This is a genomic window from Pseudanabaena sp. SR411, from assembly GCF_002251945.1.
Taxonomy (GTDB): domain Bacteria; phylum Cyanobacteriota; class Cyanobacteriia; order Pseudanabaenales; family Pseudanabaenaceae; genus Pseudanabaena.
In genome coordinates this window covers 1-19,105 of record NZ_NDHW01000176.1, presented here as the reverse complement: position 1 = coordinate 19,105, position 19,105 = coordinate 1, and the positions used below count along the sequence as shown (strand labels likewise).

Genomic DNA, 19,105 nt, shown 5'->3' with positions numbered 1-19,105 from the left:
CGATCTCTCAAAATTACGCGGCAATAAATTTCGAACTTGATCGTTCCATTTTTGAGGTAGCCAACTGAGCAAGCCATTCCATAGAAATGAGCCACGTAGGACAAGAAAAATCGAGAATATCAAAGTTAAGAAGATATTTACAAGACTACCGATCGCTCCAAAGACAATACTAAAAAGTTGACTAGTCAGCGATCGCAAGACACCCGTTAACTTTTCGATTAGTTGATTGAAAGTACTACTGATATCGATCGGTAATTGCTGGGCGATCGCCCAAGTTTCAAGGGTTTGTAATTGCTGCTGCCCTGACTTAATCCATTCGGGTAACCTTACGATCAGTTCATTTGCTTGTGCCAAAATCAAAGGCACGAGAAAAATCGCTAAAGCGCTCAGCAGCATGAAAAATATAAGAATTACCAATCCTGCGGCAATGCCCCGCTTTACCTTCAGTTTGATCAGAAAGCGGATAGGATAATCTAGCAAAAACGAAATCACTGTCGCTGTAATGAGAATACTGACCAAGGGTTGCAATTCTCGACCAAGCAATAGCAATAACCAACCGTTCAAAAAAATTAACGGGAATGTTAAGCCCAGTGAAAACCAACGAGGCAACTTATTGAGGGTCTCAATCATACGGAACAATGTGACGCGCTAGGTATCTACTTAAAATTGTGCGCTAAAAGTGTTGGATAAAACACAAATCCACTAAAAGTTTCCCACAAAGGTTAAAAAGCGAGATCCAAAAGACGAGTGACAGTGCGAAACTCGTCTTTTGAGTTTTATCCTAAATAAGCTTGGCGCACCCTTTCATCAACTAATAAGTCCGACGCTTGCCCCTCGATTGTGATCACTCCCGACTCCATCACATAGCCGCGATTCGCATTTTGCAAAGCTAAGGTAGCGTTTTGCTCAACTAATAAAATTGTGACTCCATCTTGATTGAGATTAACGATGGTTTTAAAAATTTCGCGCACGATTTGCGGTGCTAGCCCCAAGCTTGGCTCATCTAATAACAACAACTTGGGGCGGCTCATTACCGCACGGGCGATCGCTAGCATTTGTTGTTCACCACCACTTAAGGTTCCAGCCAACTGATCGCGACGTTCACCTAGTCTCGGGAAAATCTGAAATTGCTTTTCGATATCAGCTTTAATCCCCCAGCGATCGCTTCGCAAAAAAGCCCCTAACTCCAAATTATCTAAGACCGTTTGTCTGGCTAATACTCTGCGTCCCTCTGGGCTATGGGCAATGCCTACTTGAACAATTTGATCAGGTCTTAAACTCGTAATATTTTTTCCTTTATAAATAATCTGTCCTGAGCGGGGTGTAACAAGGCGAGAAATTGTTCGTAAAGTAGTGGTCTTACCCGCACCATTTGCCCCAATCAGAGTAACAACTTCACCCTCATGGACAGTCAAGTTCACCTCTTGCAAAGCCTGAATACCGCCATAGTTAACGCTAAGGTTGTTGATTTCTAACACAGATCATCATCTCCTAAGTTTTTAACCTAGGAAGGATAGCGGCGCTTCGCGCCACTATCCTTCCTAGAACTAACGCCTAAGTTATACTAAATCAAATATTGTCATGGAGCATTTCAATGGTTCTTGCGGGTAGCACTATCTAGACTGAGAAAGGGGTAAAAAACAAAGTTCTTTGTTGCCAAAGCATCCATGATCCACCGATCAGCATGAAAGCAAGAACTACTTGGCGAAACTGTTGGGGACTCATGCGACTGAGGATATATTTCCCAACTAGATTGGCAGGTATGGCGGCTAAGCCGATCGCTAATCCTGCTACAATTTGCTCCTTAGACATCACTGCTAAGGCCCCGTAGGTGATGATTTTAACTATATGGATAATCGTCATATGCATTGCTTTGGTGGCAAGCATTTTCTCCTTGACTAAGCCATAGCGGAGATAAAAGGGATTTAGGACAGGCCCCGTTGTGCCAACTAAGCCCGATACATAAGCCTTGAGGAAACCCGCAGGCATAATGTGCCAAGCCTTTAGTTGAAATTTGGGGTTTACTTCTTCGGGAATTAATGCTGACTGCTCTAGATTGCTTAATTCACTCAATTCACCTAACTGATTGATCTCAATGAGTTCCTCGATCTCTTCTAACTCTTTGGAATCATCGACCAGTTTGATATGTTTTGCCTTATCCTCGGCAACAATTTTTTCGGGACTTTTTTCTAGTTCAAATAAAACTGCACTCACAATTAGAAAGATTGCAATCACTATTTGCAACCAATCGAGATGGATTTTGGTAAAAGTATAGGCTCCCAAAATTGCGCCTGCGATCGCGCCTGGGGCATACCAAGCCGTTAGTTCCCAGTTAATTTCGTGCCAAAACAGAAATACTCGATGGGCGTTACCGAAAAACATGCCAATTGTGATTACAGGTGGAACCGAGTCAGATCCCATTAGCAAGTTAACTAAAGGAATTAAGACGAAGGGACTCCCACCACCTGCCAGCGTACTAATGATCCAAGCAAAAAAGCTAACTACACTGAGATAGACAATTGGCATGATGTCTGACATTGATATCGATAATCCGTTTTATAGCGATAGGATGCGGTGTTTCTGTGCCGAACTCGAATTATTCTATCTGTAAGTAGATGGGCATAATTAATTACAAACCCAAAGCCGTAAAGTTGCTCCCCTGTGTGCAACTTTACGACTTTGGATAATTTATCTTGCACAGTTAATTACTAGATCGGATTACCTTTGTTGAGCTAAATATTTATTACCACATGAATCTATCGACCCGAATCTATCTAAGTGAGATTGATCAAAATTTTTTGTCGCAGCTACGGGCGATCGATTGTGCGTGTCTTGGTGATTTCTGGAGCTTAGAAGCCTATCAGCGTGAAATTGATAGTCCCAGCAGTCTTGTATTAGGCTTAACGACTGAAAATCATGAATTACTTGGTTTTGGATGTTTGTGGTCAATTCTTGAAGAAGCACATATCACAGTATTAGCCGTGCGCCCCGAATATCAAAGGCAAGGCTTTGGTAAATCACTGGTCTGGGGCTTACTTAAAAAAGCCCGCGATCGCCAATTAGAATGGGCAACCCTCGAAGTTCGCGAATCTAACCATATTGCGATCGCCCTATATGAAAGTTTTGGCTTTAAGGAAATTGGTCGAAGACCTAAATACTATGAAGTGACGGGTGAAGATGCATTGATGTTGTGGTGCAAAGGCTTACATACCCAAGAGTTTGGATTACTGCTAGATCAGTGGCATGAGTCTATATCTTTGCAATTATTAGCCAAAGGCTGGAATTTATAAATTAGTGGTGCGGCGCGAAGCGCCGCACCACTAATTTATAAATAAACCACCTCTACTTATTGCTATAGAATTTAATTTAGGTTCATGAGCAATTAAGTCGCTTTAGGGTTAAAGGTCTAAAAACGATGAAAATATCCGACTGGGCAAAACAAGCTATCAGTTTGGCGATCGCGAGCTGGGGTTTTTGGAATGTGGCGATCGCTAATGCTAATGCCCAATTAGGCAATGTTGTTGTCTATATAGCAGGCAATAATCCTGTAACTCTAAATATTGCAAGGCAAGTTGTCACTAATCCTGTGGTTGCTTCGGTCAATGGTCAGACATCCATCGTTGCAGGAGCCTTCGATGCTCCGACCGCTGATTTTGTGACTAGAGAATTACAGCGTCGTGGTGTAGCAGCACAACAGGCTTATACTTCCCAGACTTTTCAGCCTACTCAAACTGTTAATACTTCACCCTATGTAACATTGCCGAGTTATTTACCTAGTAACAGTATTGAGAATTCGGCACAATATCGCTACGTTACCGCAATTCCTATACGTTCTATGGAAACTTTAGCGCAGGTAAGGCAGTTTATTCCTAGCGCTTTTGTGTCTAAGTCAGGTCGTGGGGACTATATCTACGCTGGAGGATACCCCAATCGCGATGCTGCCGAATCTTTGAAGCATTTTTTGCGATCGCAAGGAATAGATGCTCGTGTACTCTATTTCTAGATTTTGAGCCAATTACGAACTATAAACTTTGGGCTAATTATGGACTCGATATTAAGACAAGGTAGTAAGGGTAGTGCTGTCGCTGAGTTGCAGCAACTTCTCCAAAGTAAAGGATTTTATACTGGCAAAATTGATAGCGATTTTGGCGCTGGTACGACAAATGCGGTTCTAAAATTTCAAAAAGCGAATGGATTAGTAGCCGATGGCATTGTTGGTAGTTCAAGTTGGGCTAAGCTGCGTGCGGTTGTCCCAACGGCTTCATCTCAAGGTTTGCCAACATTATTACCAGGCTCCAAAGGCTCGGCAGTTGCTCAAGCACAACAATTACTCAAAGATAAGGGCTATTACCAAGGTCGCATTGACGGAGATTTTGGCATGGGGACAAGGGATGCGATCGCCGCATTTCAACGTGCTAATGGCTTAACTGTCGATGGTAAAGTAGGCGAACAAACATGGAAAAAATTGCAAGCGCCAGCGATCGCTGATGTCACATCTCCAGTAACTTTTGTAGAGATTGTCCGTCCATCATCGCCATCACCCACCCCTGTAACTCCAGCACCCTCCGCCACACCCACCCCCTCGATTTTTGTTCCTACTCCCACTGTTACTCCAACCGCTAGTACCGATCCTGCAACTTCGATTTCCAACCCTGCAATTCCGACCGCAAATGCGATTAGTCTTGTTAATGCCGCGAATAGTTATAGCCGCGCTAAATTACCTAGTCAAACTGCGGCGCTTAACAACTTACAGGCAAGTATTGCCCCAGAAATATTGCAGCAATTCTTTCAGCGTTGGCAAGTCGCATCTGGACAAGCAACTACAGCCACATCTTTACAAGATGCTTTTAGTGGTTACAACAGCGCTCAAATGCTCAACCAAAATCTTGCCCTGCAATGGTTACAAAGCCAGCTCTTGCCACAGGCGATCGACCAGTTTCGCCAAGATTGGTCAAACCTCAATGCGGGAATAGGCACAGGCACACCATTTACGCCACAGCCGAGTCCAATTCCAGACCCCACTTCTCAACTTCAACTGATTAACCTTACCGATGCTGTCAAAGTTTATAAGCGCGATGCAAATCAAGTTACTGCATTGGAAAATCTGCAAGTCTCTATACCAATTCAGACTATGCAACAGTTTTTCCAGCGTTGGTCACTTGCATCAGAACAAACAGTAATCGCCATTTCTTTGGTCGATGTATTTCAAGACTACGACAGTCAGAAATTTTCTAGTCAAATAACAGCTTTACAATGGCTAGAAAAAGAGCTAACTACAGCTAACCTAGAGCAATTTTCACGAGATTGGCAAACAATCTAGACCAATAAAAAAGGGCGGCGCTAAGCGCCGCCCTTTTTTATTTAAAAATTTACAGCACCTTGCCGACGAACTATCCACCCATCTACTGTCCATTCCACTACAGTTGATGGCAATCCACTACCAGATTGCTCAGTAATGTCGATCCCATCGCCTAAAGTCATCACTGAGGGAAAAACCTCATTAATTTCTATCATTTTGCGTAATGGTGGCTGATTACTTTTATTAGCACTTGTGGTTAGCATGGCTCCTGTTTGCTGCAAAATGGCGATCGCTGTTTTGCTGTCGGGAATTCGCACACCCAAAGTTTTAAAACCTTGATTTAACTTACATCCGCGATCGCTAGCAGGTAAAACCAGAGTCACGGCTCCTGCAAAATATTTTTCAGCAGTTTCTTGCCAAGTTGCCAAATCAGGATGAGTTGTATCTAGATATGGTAAAAATTCTTGCCAACTCGCTGCCATCAAAATTAACGGTTTATCAGGCGATCGCTGCTTGAGCGTAAAAATATCGGCACTGCGATCAGGGCGCACCGCCAAAGCAGGTACGGTATCTGTCGGAAAGCTAACCAATTTCCCCGATCTTGCACCTGCCACCAAAGCCGCTAAAGAAACTAAAGCCACTGCATTGTCCCTAAAATTAACAAACCAACTACGCAGAAAGGAAAAAGGAAAAAGGAAAAAACAATTACCTAATCACCAATTACTGAAATTAACTTCAAATCAACCTCCTTATTTTCCAGATCTGCCACTACAGCCAAGATCCCAGGACCAAAAAATCGCGTTAACTTGTCTTGTTTTTGTTGCCAAGCCTCAAAATCCATCAAAGGCGATCGGAAACGCAAAACTAAACTGTAAGCTCCTTTCGTTTCTTCAGATTGAGAAATTTCTTCATAGATGCCGACTAGGACAGGGCGTTCCTCATCCGTAGGACTCATCCCCAATTTTTCTAAAATTTCGTCTAAATGAGCCTTGATCCCATAGCGATAGCGAGTCACATCCTTGCGTAACTGCTTTTGGGTTGGAGTTTCTTGTAACTTACGCAAAGCCAAAACCGCCTCAGTTTCAGGAACTATCACAGGGGTTGGTGTTACTTCTGACGATTTAAAGGCAAATCCTCCCAATAAGATGGGAAAACCATAGAAAAATCCGATCAGATTTAAGGTCGAATTACCCTTTGCATAAGCCCAAAATCCGACTACAAACAGAATTCCACCAACATATAAACCAATTGAAGCTAGAGATATTTTATTAAGCTTAAGCATAATCAAAAATTAATAATACTTAATAAATGTATCCGTTAAACGGATCCATTTTTTGAAGATCTTTTTGGCGATCGCGTTAATAATAACCGTTGACAATTATTTAGGAGGAAGAGAGACAGTGCTTTGCGCTGTCTCTCTTCTTTTGTTTTTGATTTGTTTTCATTCAAGTGTCTATAGCTAGCTATAGACCTCCAAATTCCTTTGACAAAAATTTTTTATAGTTGGGTTTACCATCGTTAGACTATAAATATATAAGTAGGAATTACACTACTCTGACTAATTTCAAGAATTGTAAATTACCCCTTAGACAGGTTTTTTATAATTCTAAGTAGCCAAAACCACCATTTTTATATTTGGCAAGCTACAATCGTCTAGGTGTAATTCCCCGTAGCACAAAGTTTTAGACAGTACGGATCTGAGGAATCTGGCATGAGCAAAACAGCCATCGACCTACCTATTGAAATCAAGTTGCCTGTTGGCAAACTTGGCGGAAATCTCGAAGAAATTGAAGAAGACCTTGAAGACCTAGATGATGATATCGAACTCGAAAAGGACGATTTAATTGATGACTCAGATGAAGACGCTGACTCTGACGATGACCCTGACAAAGCTGGCAAGGCAAGGGGGACTAAAAAACGAGCTAGCCAGACTAAGAAAAAACATTTTACAGAAGATTCGATTCGCCTGTATCTCCAAGAAATCGGACGTATTCGCCTACTTAGAGCCGATGAAGAAATTGAGCTAGCTAGAAAAATTGCCGATCTGCTTGAACTAGAGCTAAAGCGTGAAGAATTAGCGACTGAAGTGGATTGTCATCCTGATGATGTTAGGGAACCAGACTGGGCAATCAAAATGGGGATGCCCCTCGGAGAGTTTCGCAAACGTCTCCACTCTGGTCGCCGCGCCAAAGACAAAATGGTGCAGTCTAACCTGCGTCTAGTGGTATCGATCGCCAAAAAGTATATGAATCGCGGATTGTCTTTCCAAGATTTAATCCAAGAGGGCAGTCTGGGCTTAATCCGTGCCGCCGAGAAATTTGACCATGAAAAAGGTTATAAGTTCTCGACCTATGCGACATGGTGGATTCGTCAGGCGATTACCCGTGCGATCGCCGATCAGTCCCGTACTATTCGTCTCCCTGTCCACCTTTATGAAACCATTTCACGGATTAAGAAAACTACCAAGTTACTGTCCCAAGAAATGGGGCGCAAGCCAACCGAAGAGGAAATTGCCACCCGCATGGAGATGACGATCGAAAAACTGCGGTTTATTGCCAAATCTGCCCAGTTGCCGATCTCTCTGGAAACGCCAATCGGTAAAGAAGAAGATTCTCGCCTCGGTGACTTCATTGAATCTGAAGGTGAAACTCCTGATGATCAAGTTGCTAAGAGCCTCTTACGTGAAGACCTTGAAAGCGTGCTGGGAACCCTTAGCCCTAGAGAGCGTGATGTCTTACGTTTGCGTTACGGACTTGATGATGGTCGGATGAAAACACTCGAAGAAATTGGACAAATCTTCAACGTTACCCGTGAACGCATCCGCCAAATCGAAGCTAAGGCTCTCCGCAAATTGCGTCATCCTAATCGTAATAGCGTTTTAAAAGAGTACATTCGTTAAAAAAGTAAAGGGAGCGCTGAGCGCTCCCTTTACTTTTTATAATTAATTGCTCTGCCTTGCTGGTAAAACTGTACATAGGCTAAACACAGGTGTTATACTGGGAAGCCTGTGAAAAAATGACATCTTTTGAAACTAAATAAGTAAGTAACGGTTATGACAAAACGTACTCTACGCGGTAGTGTCCGCAAAAAGAAGCGCACCTCTGGATTTCGCGCCAGAATGGAAACTCCTACAGGTCGCCGTGTAATCAAAGCTCGTCGTAGCAGAGGTCGGGTTCGCCTCACAACTGTATAAGCTGCAATAAGACCAGCTATTACCAGATTTAATTCACAATCATTATTTGTACTTGATTTGCAATTGTTAATCTCTAGTGCTTCCTAACCAAAACCGTCTACGGCGGCGAGAAGACTTCGCAAAAGTATATGCCAAGGGCGATCGCTACAGAGGCACTTACTTGAATTTGCGAATTCTTGTTGATAGCAATGACCCCTTCATCAGGATAGGTATAGTTGTCAGCAAAAAAGTCAGCAAGTTGGCGGTAACCCGTAATCGATTTAAGCGTCAACTTCGCGCTATTTTTCGTCAACTTCTGTCACAATTGAAAAGTGGATTGCAAATAGTTGTAACAGTGACTACTGTTCAAAGCAAGCCAAGTTATCAAGAACTTTGGGATGACCTAAAGAATTTATTAGCAAAGGCGAAGGTTTTGCATGGCTGTTAATGAGGAAGTTTACTACGAAGGCGCACCTCACATTGGCGATCTAATTATTAGCTTGCTGATGAGTATTTTTGTGATCACAATTCCCTTTGGTGTGGCCGCGATCGCAAGGGCGCTATGGGTACGTTATCGCATCACTAACCGACGTATTACCGTCACAGGTGGTTGGAGAGGACAAACCCGTACAGATATTGTGTATGCGGAAATTGCCAAGATTGTCACTGTCCCTCGTGGTTTGGGCAGTTGGGGGGATATGGTACTGACCCTCAAAGATGGTTCCCGCCTTGAACTAAAGTCTTTACCTAAATTTCGTGAAACATACGAATATATCGAATCGAAGCTAAGCCTCAAAGCGCAAGACATAAGCGGCGCGATTGGCGGTAAAGCTTAAAATATTTAAGGATCGTTCTTGAAAACTAAATCTTGGGCGATCCTAATTTTCATGAGTGATATTTCGTTATCATTCGGATGCAAACCCAACAGTAAAGTAGAAAATGGATTTCGGTGTAGGTTTTCTTTCCAACAACATAATGTTGCCTTTCCTAGATTTTTTCTACGGCATCGTGCCGAATTATGGATTGGCAATTATTGCATTAACGTTGGTTGTCCGTTTTGTGTTGTTCCCCGTTAGTGCTAATCAGCTTCGCAGTATGCGGCGCATGAAAATCGCTAACCCTGTGATGCAACAAAGAATCAAAGAAGTTCAAGAGCGCTATAAGAGTGATCCTGCTAAGCAGCAGGAAGAGCTAGCCAAAGTTAACTCGGCAAACTTTAAAGAATTTGGCAATCCTTTGTCAGGATGTCTACCTGCACTAATTCAATTACCGATCCTGTTTGCGTTGTTTGCAACCCTCCGAGGATCGCCCTTTGCTGATATCAACTATTCTCTCAACTTTCAGATTGCGACTCCTGAGAATGCTGCTCAGATCCAACATCAGCCTTTCACCTCTGCGAGTCAAAATGTTTACTTTGCCGATCGCGTGCATTTCCCAGTTTTAGCTACCGCAGTAAATGGCACAAACTTAGCGATCGGTGATCAATCAAAAATTGTTTTACAAACCGCTCAAGGCAAAGACTTTAATGCTCTCGCTACTGAATATCCAGATGTAGAGCTAACTACTAAGTGGAAAGTTACTAAGGGGCAAGACTTAGTTGAGGTTCTAGAAGATGGAACCGTAATTGCGAAACAAGCTGGTGATGTGACTGTTCAAGCGACAGTGCCTGGACTAGCATCGAACAAAGGTTTCTTGTTTATTAAGGCGCTAGGCAAAACGGGTGTGACTAATGCTGATGGCAGCATTAATTGGGATATCGTGATTATGGTCTTGGGCTTCGGGATCAGTCTCTATGCCAACCAGAATATTTCTAGTGGCTCTACTCCTAAACCTAGCAATGCAACTCCTGAGACTTCGCAACAGGACACGATGAACAAACTCACACCAATTATTTTCTCTGGTATGTTTTTGTTTTTCCCCTTGCCATCAGGTGTAATGCTTTACATGTTGATAGCCAATATTTTCCAGACTCTACAAGCTTTTATTGTTGCTAAAGAACCACTTCCTGAAAACTTGCAAAAATTAGTTGCGGTTTCGGCAAATTCTGCTCCTACTGCCAAGGCTACCAAAGCCGACTCTAAAGCTACCGCATCTAGTAAATCTGAACCGACTAAGACTGTTGAGGCAAAAACTAAACAGACAGTTGTTGTTGACGATAAAGATAAAGATACAAAGAGTCCCACGAAGTCCGCTTTACCCTTTGAGCCTAACTCTTCTAATAAGAAAAAGAAGAAAGGTTCTTAATTAAATTGGGTGGCGCACCGCGTCACCCAATTTAGTATTGAAATTATATTTAACAGAAATTTGATCAGGCAATTTTAAAGTTTATGGAAGATACTTCAGCAAGTGCAAATTGGCTGCAAGAGCTTTTAAGTTTGATGGGTTATACAACATCGGTTGATATTCGTCTTGCGGAAGCATCTCCAGAACAGGTTACTGCTAGCTCTAAGAACTATTGGCTAGAGATAAATGCCGACAGTCTACAGGAGCAGCAAATTCAAAGGTTGATTGGTCGAGATGGCATTGTACTTGACTCTTTACAATATTTGGCTAGTATTCTTCTGAATCTTCACTTACCTGTAGAAGAAACAACAGATCAGAAAAATCATAATTTTTACACCGTTGAATTGAATGGCTATCGTTCAAAACGTTTAACTGATTTGCAGTCCTTGGCGGAGCAAGCAGTGCAACAGGTGCGTGAGACGCAGACCGAGTTTGCCATTAAACAATTGTCGTCCGCCGATCGCCGATATATTCACCAGCTTTTAGAAGAATTTCCAGATATTGAGACCTATAGTCAAGGTCGAGAGCCAAATCGTCATTTGATTGTTAAGTTAGTGAACAGCTAATGGAAAAGTTATATATTCCTCAAATTGCTAGAGCCGTAGAAGCGACTGAAACTTTTGAATTCAAAGAATTTATCGAAGGGCTAGAGACACTAACGCCTGTACAAGGATTAATTAGTGTGCGCCATGTTGGTTCTTTTATCGAGGTTAGTGCTAAAGCTTCGACGATTATGACTTTGACATGCGATCGCACATTGGTGCAATTTAACTACAGGTTGGCGATCGATAATTCTGAGATGATTTGGCTGGCTGAGCCACTACCAGAAAGCGAATATCCCAGAGAACGAGAAATTGAAACAGGCGACTTAGTAGAGTCTCTATCTCCTTCTGGTTATTTTGACCCTGCAACGTGGCTATACGAGCAATTATTGTTAGCAATTCCCTATCCGAAGATTGCGCCTGATGCGCCAGCGCTTGAAGTGACCGATACAAACAATCTCGACGGCTCCAAGGCTCCCATAGATAAGCGTTGGGAAATTTTAAATTCTTTAAAACTACCCGAATAATATTAATAAAACCAAAAGACAAGTGGCGGCGCTTCGCACCGCTACTTGTCTTTTATCAAAAGGGCGTGCTTGGCACGCCCTTTTTGTTATTCAGCACAGGCAAATAACTTTTCTAGTTGTGATTTTTCTGTGGGATTCTCGATGGTTTGGGCAATTTCCTTGGCTTTGTCATGTTGACCGATCGCCCAATAGCTACTACTGATATCCGAGTAGGCTCTGGAGCGAATGTTGGGATCGGGAGCAGTTTTAGCGATCGCCAGACTCTCTTGGAGAATTGGTTCCACTTTATCGGTTAGACCAAATTCACCATAGGTGCTTGCCATAATGTTGAGGGCAAAGAGACGATCAACTGGGGTTTGGAGATTTTTGGCGATCGCCAAGGCTTGATCCCAAGCTTTGCTAGCTAAATCTATCGATTTGGCGGCTTGATATTGGCGACCGACCTCCACTAATAGAGTAAAAACATCAAGCGAAGGAGCTACGGTACTCAATCCTTGCAAACTTTGATCAAACAATTTGATTGCTTCATCGGTTTTCTGATCCTTGGCATAGGCGATCGCGACATTAGCAATACCCACACTTTTTTCAACCGATTTATCATCAAGATTGCCAATTACTTCTAGGGCTTTGTCATACTGCTTTGAAACTAAATATTGACTAGCAACCAGAAATAGCGATCGCGTTTTCAAGAGTTCAGCATTAGCAATTGCTGCTTGTTCGACATCTTTAGGATCGGGTACAGCCTTTTCCTCTTTAGGCGCATCATTTTTTAGAGCTTTATTGGCAAGCTTGGGGGGAGTTTTTTTTGTAGTTTTGGCATTCTTGGCTGCTTCCTTTGCTGAGGAGATGGCATTATCACGAATCGCATCAAACTCTTGGAAAACCGCATTGAGGGAAGCGATCGCCTTGGCATGATTTCCAGCCTGTGCGTAGCTACCTGTAATTTCAACTCTTGCTCTAGATTTGATATTGCGATCTTCAATCATTGGCAATAATTCGGTTGCTGCCGAAATCGAGGCTTCAGAATTGAAATCATCACCAATCTCGGTATAAGCATCAGCGATCGCGGCAAAAGCTCGCGATCGCACATAGGCATCAATAATTTCTGGTGTTGCCTTAGTTGCATCAGCGAGTAAATTTTGAGCAATCTCCTTTTTCCCAGCTTCTCCATAGGCTTGAGCAATTTTGATATTCGCAAAAACTCTATCGACAGGTTCGGGCAAATCCTTGGCGATCGCTAAAGCATTACCTAGGGCATCTACTGCCAACTTAGGCTGTGAAGCTTTAGTCAGACGACCTGCTGTATCCAATAGGGCAAAAGCTTTGAGTGATGGCGTAGTAATCGTATTCGCAGTGGTTAAGCTTTTTTCTAAAACCTTCTTAGCTTGGTCTGGACGCTGCAATTCCAAATATTTGCTTGCGATTTCAGTGTATGCTGCAACCTTTGCTTCGGGAGATGTTCCTGCATCAGCCAAGGACACAAAGCACTGAAGTGGCACACCTTGAAATTTTGGTTCTCCAGCCTTTTTGGGACTAGCAGCCCATACTGCACCTGTTGTTGTGAGATTGACTAACAATGCTAAGCAACCAGCTAGAAGCCGCATCCATATTTTTCGCATAGTTAATTTTGTCCTTGCGTAGATTATTGCGTGAAGATCTCTTGGATTCTACCCAATTAGTTAGCGATCGCACCTAAATATATACTTCAGCATAGTTTAAAAAACATTTCTAAAGTTTGTGGTGATTGCTGCGCGATCGCCACAAACTCTATCAAAACCCAAAGACAAGTGGCGGCGCTTTGCGCCGCCACTTGTCTTTGGGTTTTGATAGAGTTTGTCTTTACGAATATCAAGTTTGTCTGTCTAAAGACAGAAAATATAAGGAAAGATTGTGAATGCCTAAATAATCTGTTACATTACTAAACATAAGTTAATTAATTACAAAGGTAATTCGATTATGTCTGACGAAAGCCGTAACGTATGGAATTGGGGTTTCACTTCTGGTGCTGAAAACTGGAATGGACGCTTAGCAATGATTGGATTTGTATCTGCATTAGCAATCGAGCTAATCAGTGGTCAAGGTGTATTGCACTTCTGGGGCATCCTATAATTTTTTAAGATTTTGCCAATAAAAAACCTCGACTAGTCGAGGTTTTTTATTGGCAAAATTAAGGCTGTGTAACGCCTTTAATTTTATTCAGCAGCAGCATCAGCAACGGCTACTGGTTCTTCAGCGTCAGGAATGATTGCTTCCGCATCTTCGGCTTCAACAGCTTCTGGCTCAAGTTTGATCGTCATATAACGAATTACATCATCAGCTAGACGCATAGATTTTTCTAGGCTCTCAATGGTTTTAGGAGTTGCAGTGTAATTTACTTGGATGTAAATTCCTTCGCGATGCCCTTTAATGTCATAGGCTAATCTCCGTCTGCCACGATGTTGAATCGTGATGTCTTCAGATTCTTGTTGTACTAAGAAATCTTGATATTTGGCGATCGCGGCATCAGCTTCCTGATCGGGAAGATCGGGACGCAGAATATACATGGTTTCGTACAAACGCTTAACAGTCATCTAATTTTTTCCTTACGGTCAGTATTTGGCTTCTATTAATTTAGTTTTAGAAGCAAGGATTTACTATTATATCGCTTCCAGCCAATTGATCAACATAAAAACCAAAAATAAGATGGCGGAGCTTAGCTCCGCCATCTTATTACCAAAACACAAAATGGCTACGCCATTTTGTGTTTTTAAAACCCTTACTGGGTTTGGTTTTTAATTCACAAAAGTGTGGCAACACTTTCGGGAATTGGTATTATTTGTTTTTTTATGGAGACAATATTTTCGTCTCCTGAATTTTATATATTAATCGTATAATTAAACAGTAAGTAGCTCTTTGAGCCACTTGCGCTCAATGGCAATTAGAGGCAGATAAAGTGAACACAATGACAGTGAAAACTAATACGATCGCTGATGTCTTGATTGTCGAAGATGAACTGGTTACTGCCAATGCACTCTCAGATGTTCTATCAGATTTGGGCTATAGAGTTTTGGCGATCGTTGATAGTAGTGATAGTGCCATCTCTCTTGTTCATCAGAAGTTACCAGATATTATTTTGATGGATATTAAATTGAGAGGTGCAGATAGTGGGATCACTGCGACCAATGAGATTCATAAAATAGCGCCGATCCCCGTAATTTATCTAACTGCTTTTAGCGATCCTGAGACGTTAGAACTAGCGATCGCTACTTCCCCCTATGGATATCTTACTAAACCCCTTAGATATGCGGAAGTGAATGTCGCAATTATGCTTGCCTTAAAGAAACATCACGAAGAAAAAATATTGCAAGAAGCTCTGGACAAAGAAAAAGCTCTGCATATTTTAAAATCTCGTTTACTTGCCATGGCATCCCATGAATTTTCAACTCCGATGTCAGTAATTAGATTATTGATTTGGAAATTACAAAATTTTGAAGAGCAACTGACTAAAGAAAGTAGAGCTAAAAATCTTGCTTCTATTCAATCAGCAATTAAAGATATTAATTGGTTGCTGGAAGAAGTTAAGTTTATTGCTTGTTCTGAATCAGGGAAATTCCCATTTAATCCTGAAAATGTAGATGCGATCACCTATTGCCAACAACTAGTTGACAGCTTTCAAACAGAAGATAGTACCCGCAAGTGTCGAATTAAATTTCATAGCCAAGGTCAATGTCAAAAGTTAAAAGTTGATAAAAAGCTGCTATGGCACATATTTATGAATTTAATTTCTAATGCCATTAAATATTCCTACGAAGGAGGCACTATTGATGTGGAAGTAATATGCAAATCAAAGCAATTATTTCTAAGTATTTGCGATCATGGTATTGGCATACCTAATGAATATTTAAACAACCTATTTTTGCCATTTTTAAGGGCTGAAAATGTTGGTAACGTTAAAGGTCTAGGCATGGGATTATACATAGTAAAACAAGCTGTAGAAGCTCATTCTGGAAAAATAGCAGTAGAAAGTGAAGTGAATATGGGTACAAAGTTTACAGTTGTTTTACCATCGGCAGACAGTTTGTAAAAGTATAAAAAAATGGGCGTAGTATAGATCAAAATCTGTAATTCCTATTTTTATATCTTTAGGAGTAACTCTTTAGGATTATTTTTTATCCTTGATTTAAAGTGATCATCTATTGAATTTAGAACGAATTATAACTTGTAAAGTAGATAGGGTAAGAATCCCCCACTTTTGCTAAGTTCCTAATAGTGTAGTAAAAGCAAATTAAAAGTGTATTTAACAATACTTTACATATTAAAGAAACAGATGTAAGGTTTTAGGCATGTTAAAAGTCTGTATCAATTTTCCTTTATTACGGCATAGATCATGTTTCCTAAAGGAGGTAACGGGATGACAGAACTAGGGAAGAACTGGAAAGATTAATCATCGGCTGCTTACTCGTTGTGAGCAACGTGACTAAACTAAAACTTTTTAAAACTCAACGCATATAGAAGTTTGGTCACAAGTTGTTGGCAATGAGATTATTTACCGTCTCACAAAATTTACTTTGGGTAGGTTTTAGTTAGCGGCATAGGCTGACAAACTTACATCAATAACAAATAGTAAAACTAGTGAGACCTCAATATTGGAGGTTTTATGAATGTTCGTGGAAAAACAGCTCTAATTACTGGAGCTTCGAGGGGTATTGGTCGGGCGATCGCTTTAGAGCTAGCCCAAAAGGGAGTTAAATGCTTGATCTTGGTTGCTCGCGATCTAGAACGCTTAAATTCCGTTGCTTCAGAAGTGGAAGCTCTAGGCATCGAAGCGGTGAGTTTACCTCTAGATCTATCGCAGACGATCGAGGTGAATATTGCGATCGCCCAAGTATGGCGTGATTGTGGCCCAATTGACATTTTGGTGAACTGTGCAGGTGTGGCGCATCAATCATCATTTTTGCGATCGCGCTTACAGGATGTGCAGTCAGAGATCGAAGTCAATCTACTTGGTATGTATGCAATCACGCGGATGGTGGCAAGACGGATGGCAGTGCAGCGCAATGGTCGAATCGTCAATGTCTCTAGCCTTATGGGTAAAGTTGCTGCGCCGACGATGGCAACCTATTCCGCGACTAAATTTGCGATCTTAGGATTCACTCAAGCTCTGCGCGGTGAATTGGCAGCTTACAACATCAAGGTGTCAGCGTTACTTCCATCCCTCACGGATACAGATATGGCACAGGATTTGGAATGGTTTCGCTGGGTTGCCATGATGACTCCCAAGCAAGTCGCCAAGGCTCTGATTGCAGGGCTAGATCGTGAGGCTCCTGAAATTCTTGTTGGATGGCAAAGTCATATGGCAGTCTGGTGTCATCGTCTATTTCCATTCCTAATGGAAAAGATCTTGCTGATTGCTGCTCCTAAAGTTGGCTAAGGTTCTATAGCAACGTAAGAGATAGCTAGGAAAAATCAAAACCCAAAAGATGAGTGGCGGCGCGAAGCGCCGCCACTCATCTTTTGGGTTTTATGTCCTAAGCAAAACTTCCATTGCTATAAATAGAGAAAGCTGCTTAGCAGCTTTCTCTATCTTTGACTAATATCAGCGCTTGGTTCTCAAAATCGTAAATACTAACCACAATCCCAATAAGCTAGCAGTTGCAAAAAGACCATTACTCAGAATTAGCAATTGCGGCGAGGATTGATTAGTCGAGATAAATGCTGCACCAATAATTAGGGAGCCAATAATTAATCCAGATGTGAGGCGATTTGAGACATCTTCTAGTGTTGTCCGTAGTGCATTCAGATCCTGAAGATGGATATTCAAGCGAAAGGTTTCATTGCTCAATTGCTCTAGCAGAAACTCCACTTGGCGAGGTGCTTTTAGATATAATTGCTTCAACTCCAAGCCAGTTTTCAACATTGCTTGCATAGGATTATGTCCGAGTAGCTGTTGCTGAAACATGTCTGACATCAAGGGTTTCATTTCATCCCAAATGTTGACAGAGTTATCAAATGCTCTCCCCGTTCCATCAAGGTTAGTGATCGATTTTGCTAGTAATCCTATGTTGCTAGGCATCCGTAAATTATTATTATGAGCAATTTGGAGAATATCCTGTAATGCCGAACCCAGCTTTAAATCAACTAAACTTAAGCCATAGAACTTCTTTAAGAGATTGTCATAATCGGTCTGAAGTTGCCGCAGATTGATCGGCTGAGATGAATCCAGAGGATTTGCGAGTTGTAGCGTCACCTGAGCGCAACGTTCGGCATCGAAATCGAGCATGGCTAGGAGCAATTCGACAAGAGATTCTCTCAGTTTGGGGTTGAGAGTTCCCATCATGCCGCAATCGAGAATCGCAGCGCGACCATCCTGTAGATAGAACAAGTTTCCAGGGTGGGGATCGGCATGAAAAAAGCCATCTACGACATATTGCTGCAAAAAAGCGCGAAAAAGGTGTCGGGTGAGATCGTGACGTTCTGACTCAATATTTCCGAGAGAGTTTTTGCCTTTAAGTTCTGCTTTAAGAAGTGATGTACCATCTAGCCATTCCAGCACCAAAATCTTGGCACTAGTTAACTCGCGGTAAACTTTCGGCACAGTAATTCTCTGGGAATTGCACCACTTCCCTTTAGCTAGATTTTCGCGTAAGCGCTCTGTAAAACTGGCTTCCTGAACAAAATTAAGTTCGTTATGTAAAGATTGGGCAAACTCATCGGCTAGTGACACCAAGTTATATCGCTTCCCCATCTCTGTACCCGAAAGCCTTACAGCAATTCGCTTGAGAACTGCCATATCTTCAGCAACAGTAAGCTCAATGCCAGCCCGTTGAATCTTCAGGGCTACTTGTTGTCCATCTTTGAGGGTGGCACGATGCACTTGGGCAATGGAACCAGCCGCGATCGCATTTGGATCTATTTTGTCAAAGATATCCTCTATCGGTCTTGGTAAATTTTGCTGTAAAACTGGTGCGATCGCCTCCCAGTCTACTGGGGGAACATTCGATTGGAGGTGGCTCAGTGACTCAATATAGGTAGCGGGGAGGAGATCTGGACGGGTACTTAAAAGCTGTCCAAATTTTATATAAACTGGCCCCAGATCAATCAGGATGCTACACAAAATTTCTGGCATTGGCGCATAGTGATGTTCGCTCTGACCAAGAGTAAGCATCTGATGTAGATATTCCCACCCATGTTTGAGCAGGATGGCGATGACTTCTCGCTCACGCGCTTGGGGATTAATTGTCACTTTCGCTTTTATTGGCTGTCTCCTATTTTCTGAGCTAGCTACATTATAGGAGACAGCCAA

General features: G+C 42.0%; 21 protein-coding genes. 13 read left to right on the top strand and 8 right to left on the bottom strand.

Features of this window, described 5'->3' with window-relative positions:
- From B9G53_RS18470 to B9G53_RS18460, 3 genes are all read right to left on the bottom strand, one after another.
- Positions 1-630, bottom strand: a 630-nt coding sequence (locus B9G53_RS18470; protein ID WP_141211818.1) for an AI-2E family transporter, incomplete at its 3' end; no start/stop codon positions are given.
- Between the two features lie 146 nt (positions 631-776).
- The gene (locus B9G53_RS18465; protein WP_094534943.1) at positions 777-1,478 is read right to left on the bottom strand and encodes an ABC transporter ATP-binding protein; all 702 of its coding nucleotides are present in this window, start codon (positions 1,476-1,478) and stop codon (positions 777-779) included.
- A 139-nt stretch (positions 1,479-1,617) separates the two neighbouring features.
- Positions 1,618-2,538, bottom strand: coding sequence for a sulfite exporter TauE/SafE family protein (locus B9G53_RS18460; protein ID WP_094534941.1), 921 nt, complete (start codon positions 2,536-2,538; stop codon positions 1,618-1,620).
- Positions 2,539-2,750: 212 nt separating this feature from the next.
- Here B9G53_RS18460 and rimI point away from each other — a divergent pair, with 212 nt between their 5' ends.
- The 3 genes from rimI (at position 2,751) to B9G53_RS18445 (ending at position 5,320) form a co-directional block, all read left to right on the top strand.
- The gene (rimI, locus tag B9G53_RS18455; protein ID WP_094534939.1) at positions 2,751-3,290 is read left to right on the top strand and encodes a ribosomal protein S18-alanine N-acetyltransferase; all 540 of its coding nucleotides are present in this window, start codon (positions 2,751-2,753) and stop codon (positions 3,288-3,290) included.
- A gap of 125 nt (positions 3,291-3,415) precedes the next feature.
- Positions 3,416-4,003, top strand: a complete 588-nt coding sequence (locus B9G53_RS18450) for a hypothetical protein (RefSeq protein WP_094534937.1) — start codon at positions 3,416-3,418, stop codon at positions 4,001-4,003.
- 39 nt (positions 4,004-4,042) lie between these two features.
- Positions 4,043-5,320: a peptidoglycan-binding protein gene (locus tag B9G53_RS18445; protein ID WP_094534935.1), complete on the top strand. Its 1,278-nt coding sequence runs from the start codon at positions 4,043-4,045 to the stop codon at positions 5,318-5,320.
- A 41-nt stretch (positions 5,321-5,361) separates the two neighbouring features.
- Here the strand turns inward: B9G53_RS18445 and B9G53_RS18440 are convergent, their stop codons facing one another.
- A complete protein-coding gene (locus B9G53_RS18440; protein WP_094534933.1) occupies positions 5,362-5,940 on the bottom strand; it encodes an L-threonylcarbamoyladenylate synthase in 579 nt (192 codons plus the stop codon).
- Between the two features lie 68 nt (positions 5,941-6,008).
- Positions 6,009-6,581 (bottom strand): DUF2854 domain-containing protein, encoded by a 573-nt coding sequence (locus B9G53_RS18435; RefSeq protein WP_094534931.1) that lies wholly within the window; start codon positions 6,579-6,581, stop codon positions 6,009-6,011.
- Positions 6,582-7,010: 429 nt separating this feature from the next.
- Here B9G53_RS18435 and rpoD point away from each other — a divergent pair, with 429 nt between their 5' ends.
- The 7 genes from rpoD to B9G53_RS18400 all read left to right on the top strand — a co-directional run bounded on the left by rpoD (position 7,011) and on the right by B9G53_RS18400 (position 11,823).
- Positions 7,011-8,198: an RNA polymerase sigma factor RpoD gene (gene rpoD, locus B9G53_RS18430; RefSeq protein ID WP_094534929.1), complete on the top strand. Its 1,188-nt coding sequence runs from the start codon at positions 7,011-7,013 to the stop codon at positions 8,196-8,198.
- 153 nt (positions 8,199-8,351) lie between these two features.
- Complete coding sequence (gene rpmH / locus B9G53_RS18425) at positions 8,352-8,492, top strand: 50S ribosomal protein L34 (RefSeq protein WP_094534927.1); 141 nt, start codon at positions 8,352-8,354, stop codon at positions 8,490-8,492.
- 76 nt (positions 8,493-8,568) lie between these two features.
- Positions 8,569-8,919 (top strand): ribonuclease P protein component, encoded by a 351-nt coding sequence (gene rnpA, locus B9G53_RS18420; protein ID WP_094534923.1) that lies wholly within the window; start codon positions 8,569-8,571, stop codon positions 8,917-8,919.
- Positions 8,909-9,307 carry a PH domain-containing protein gene (locus B9G53_RS18415; RefSeq protein WP_094534921.1) on the top strand — a complete coding sequence of 133 codons (399 nt, stop codon included), beginning with the start codon at positions 8,909-8,911 and terminating at the stop codon, positions 9,305-9,307. The genes rnpA and B9G53_RS18415 overlap by 11 nt, the downstream gene beginning before the upstream one ends.
- Before the next feature lie 103 nt (positions 9,308-9,410).
- A complete protein-coding gene (gene yidC, locus B9G53_RS18410; protein WP_094534919.1) occupies positions 9,411-10,715 on the top strand; it encodes a membrane protein insertase YidC in 1,305 nt (434 codons plus the stop codon).
- Between the two features lie 83 nt (positions 10,716-10,798).
- Complete coding sequence (locus tag B9G53_RS18405) at positions 10,799-11,320, top strand: R3H domain-containing nucleic acid-binding protein (RefSeq protein ID WP_094534917.1); 522 nt, start codon at positions 10,799-10,801, stop codon at positions 11,318-11,320.
- Positions 11,320-11,823: a DUF177 domain-containing protein gene (locus tag B9G53_RS18400; protein WP_094534915.1), complete on the top strand. Its 504-nt coding sequence runs from the start codon at positions 11,320-11,322 to the stop codon at positions 11,821-11,823. The genes B9G53_RS18405 and B9G53_RS18400 overlap by 1 nt, the downstream gene beginning before the upstream one ends.
- Before the next feature lie 86 nt (positions 11,824-11,909).
- Here the strand turns inward: B9G53_RS18400 and B9G53_RS18395 are convergent, their stop codons facing one another.
- The gene (locus B9G53_RS18395; RefSeq protein ID WP_141211817.1) at positions 11,910-13,442 is read right to left on the bottom strand and encodes a hypothetical protein; all 1,533 of its coding nucleotides are present in this window, start codon (positions 13,440-13,442) and stop codon (positions 11,910-11,912) included.
- A gap of 337 nt (positions 13,443-13,779) precedes the next feature.
- Between B9G53_RS18395 and B9G53_RS18390 the strand changes: the two genes are divergently transcribed.
- Entirely contained in the window at positions 13,780-13,932 is a 153-nt protein-coding gene (locus tag B9G53_RS18390; protein WP_094534911.1) for a chlorophyll A-B binding protein, read from the top strand.
- An 83-nt stretch (positions 13,933-14,015) separates the two neighbouring features.
- On the opposite strand, the gene rpsF is transcribed toward B9G53_RS18390, so the two are convergent.
- Entirely contained in the window at positions 14,016-14,393 is a 378-nt protein-coding gene (gene rpsF, locus B9G53_RS18385) for a 30S ribosomal protein S6 (protein WP_094534909.1), read from the bottom strand.
- A 371-nt stretch (positions 14,394-14,764) separates the two neighbouring features.
- Between rpsF and B9G53_RS18380 the strand changes: the two genes are divergently transcribed.
- Both B9G53_RS18380 and B9G53_RS18375 read left to right on the top strand, forming a co-directional pair.
- Entirely contained in the window at positions 14,765-15,886 is a 1,122-nt protein-coding gene (locus tag B9G53_RS18380) for an ATP-binding protein (RefSeq protein WP_094534907.1), read from the top strand.
- 573 nt (positions 15,887-16,459) lie between these two features.
- A complete protein-coding gene (locus tag B9G53_RS18375; RefSeq protein WP_094534905.1) occupies positions 16,460-17,233 on the top strand; it encodes an SDR family oxidoreductase in 774 nt (257 codons plus the stop codon).
- Between the two features lie 165 nt (positions 17,234-17,398).
- Here the strand turns inward: B9G53_RS18375 and B9G53_RS18370 are convergent, their stop codons facing one another.
- Complete coding sequence (locus tag B9G53_RS18370; protein WP_369683005.1) at positions 17,399-19,045, bottom strand: ABC1 kinase family protein; 1,647 nt, start codon at positions 19,043-19,045, stop codon at positions 17,399-17,401.
- Between the last annotated feature and the right edge of the window lie 60 nt (positions 19,046-19,105).

Excerpts from the sequence above, each read along its gene's own strand:
- B9G53_RS18435 (WP_094534931.1), bottom strand. The coding sequence starts at position 6,581 with ATGCTTAAGCTTAATAAAATATCTCTAGCTTCAATTGGTTTATATGTT.
- rpoD (WP_094534929.1), top strand. The coding sequence starts at position 7,011 with ATGAGCAAAACAGCCATCGACCTACCTATTGAAATCAAGTTGCCTGTT.
- B9G53_RS18395 (WP_141211817.1), bottom strand. The coding sequence starts at position 13,442 with ATGCGAAAAATATGGATGCGGCTTCTAGCTGGTTGCTTAGCATTGTTA.
- B9G53_RS18450 (WP_094534937.1), top strand. The coding sequence starts at position 3,416 with ATGAAAATATCCGACTGGGCAAAACAAGCTATCAGTTTGGCGATCGCG.
- B9G53_RS18390 (WP_094534911.1), top strand. The coding sequence starts at position 13,780 with ATGTCTGACGAAAGCCGTAACGTATGGAATTGGGGTTTCACTTCTGGT.
- B9G53_RS18375 (WP_094534905.1), top strand. The coding sequence starts at position 16,460 with ATGAATGTTCGTGGAAAAACAGCTCTAATTACTGGAGCTTCGAGGGGT.
- B9G53_RS18445 (WP_094534935.1), top strand. The coding sequence starts at position 4,043 with ATGGACTCGATATTAAGACAAGGTAGTAAGGGTAGTGCTGTCGCTGAG.
- B9G53_RS18460 (WP_094534941.1), bottom strand. The coding sequence starts at position 2,538 with ATGTCAGACATCATGCCAATTGTCTATCTCAGTGTAGTTAGCTTTTTT.
- B9G53_RS18400 (WP_094534915.1), top strand. The coding sequence starts at position 11,320 with ATGGAAAAGTTATATATTCCTCAAATTGCTAGAGCCGTAGAAGCGACT.
- B9G53_RS18405 (WP_094534917.1), top strand. The coding sequence starts at position 10,799 with ATGGAAGATACTTCAGCAAGTGCAAATTGGCTGCAAGAGCTTTTAAGT.
- rimI (WP_094534939.1), top strand. The coding sequence starts at position 2,751 with ATGAATCTATCGACCCGAATCTATCTAAGTGAGATTGATCAAAATTTT.
- B9G53_RS18380 (WP_094534907.1), top strand. The coding sequence starts at position 14,765 with ATGACAGTGAAAACTAATACGATCGCTGATGTCTTGATTGTCGAAGAT.
- rpmH (WP_094534927.1), top strand. The coding sequence starts at position 8,352 with ATGACAAAACGTACTCTACGCGGTAGTGTCCGCAAAAAGAAGCGCACC.
- rpsF (WP_094534909.1), bottom strand. The coding sequence starts at position 14,393 with ATGACTGTTAAGCGTTTGTACGAAACCATGTATATTCTGCGTCCCGAT.
- B9G53_RS18415 (WP_094534921.1), top strand. The coding sequence starts at position 8,909 with ATGGCTGTTAATGAGGAAGTTTACTACGAAGGCGCACCTCACATTGGC.
- yidC (WP_094534919.1), top strand. The coding sequence starts at position 9,411 with ATGGATTTCGGTGTAGGTTTTCTTTCCAACAACATAATGTTGCCTTTC.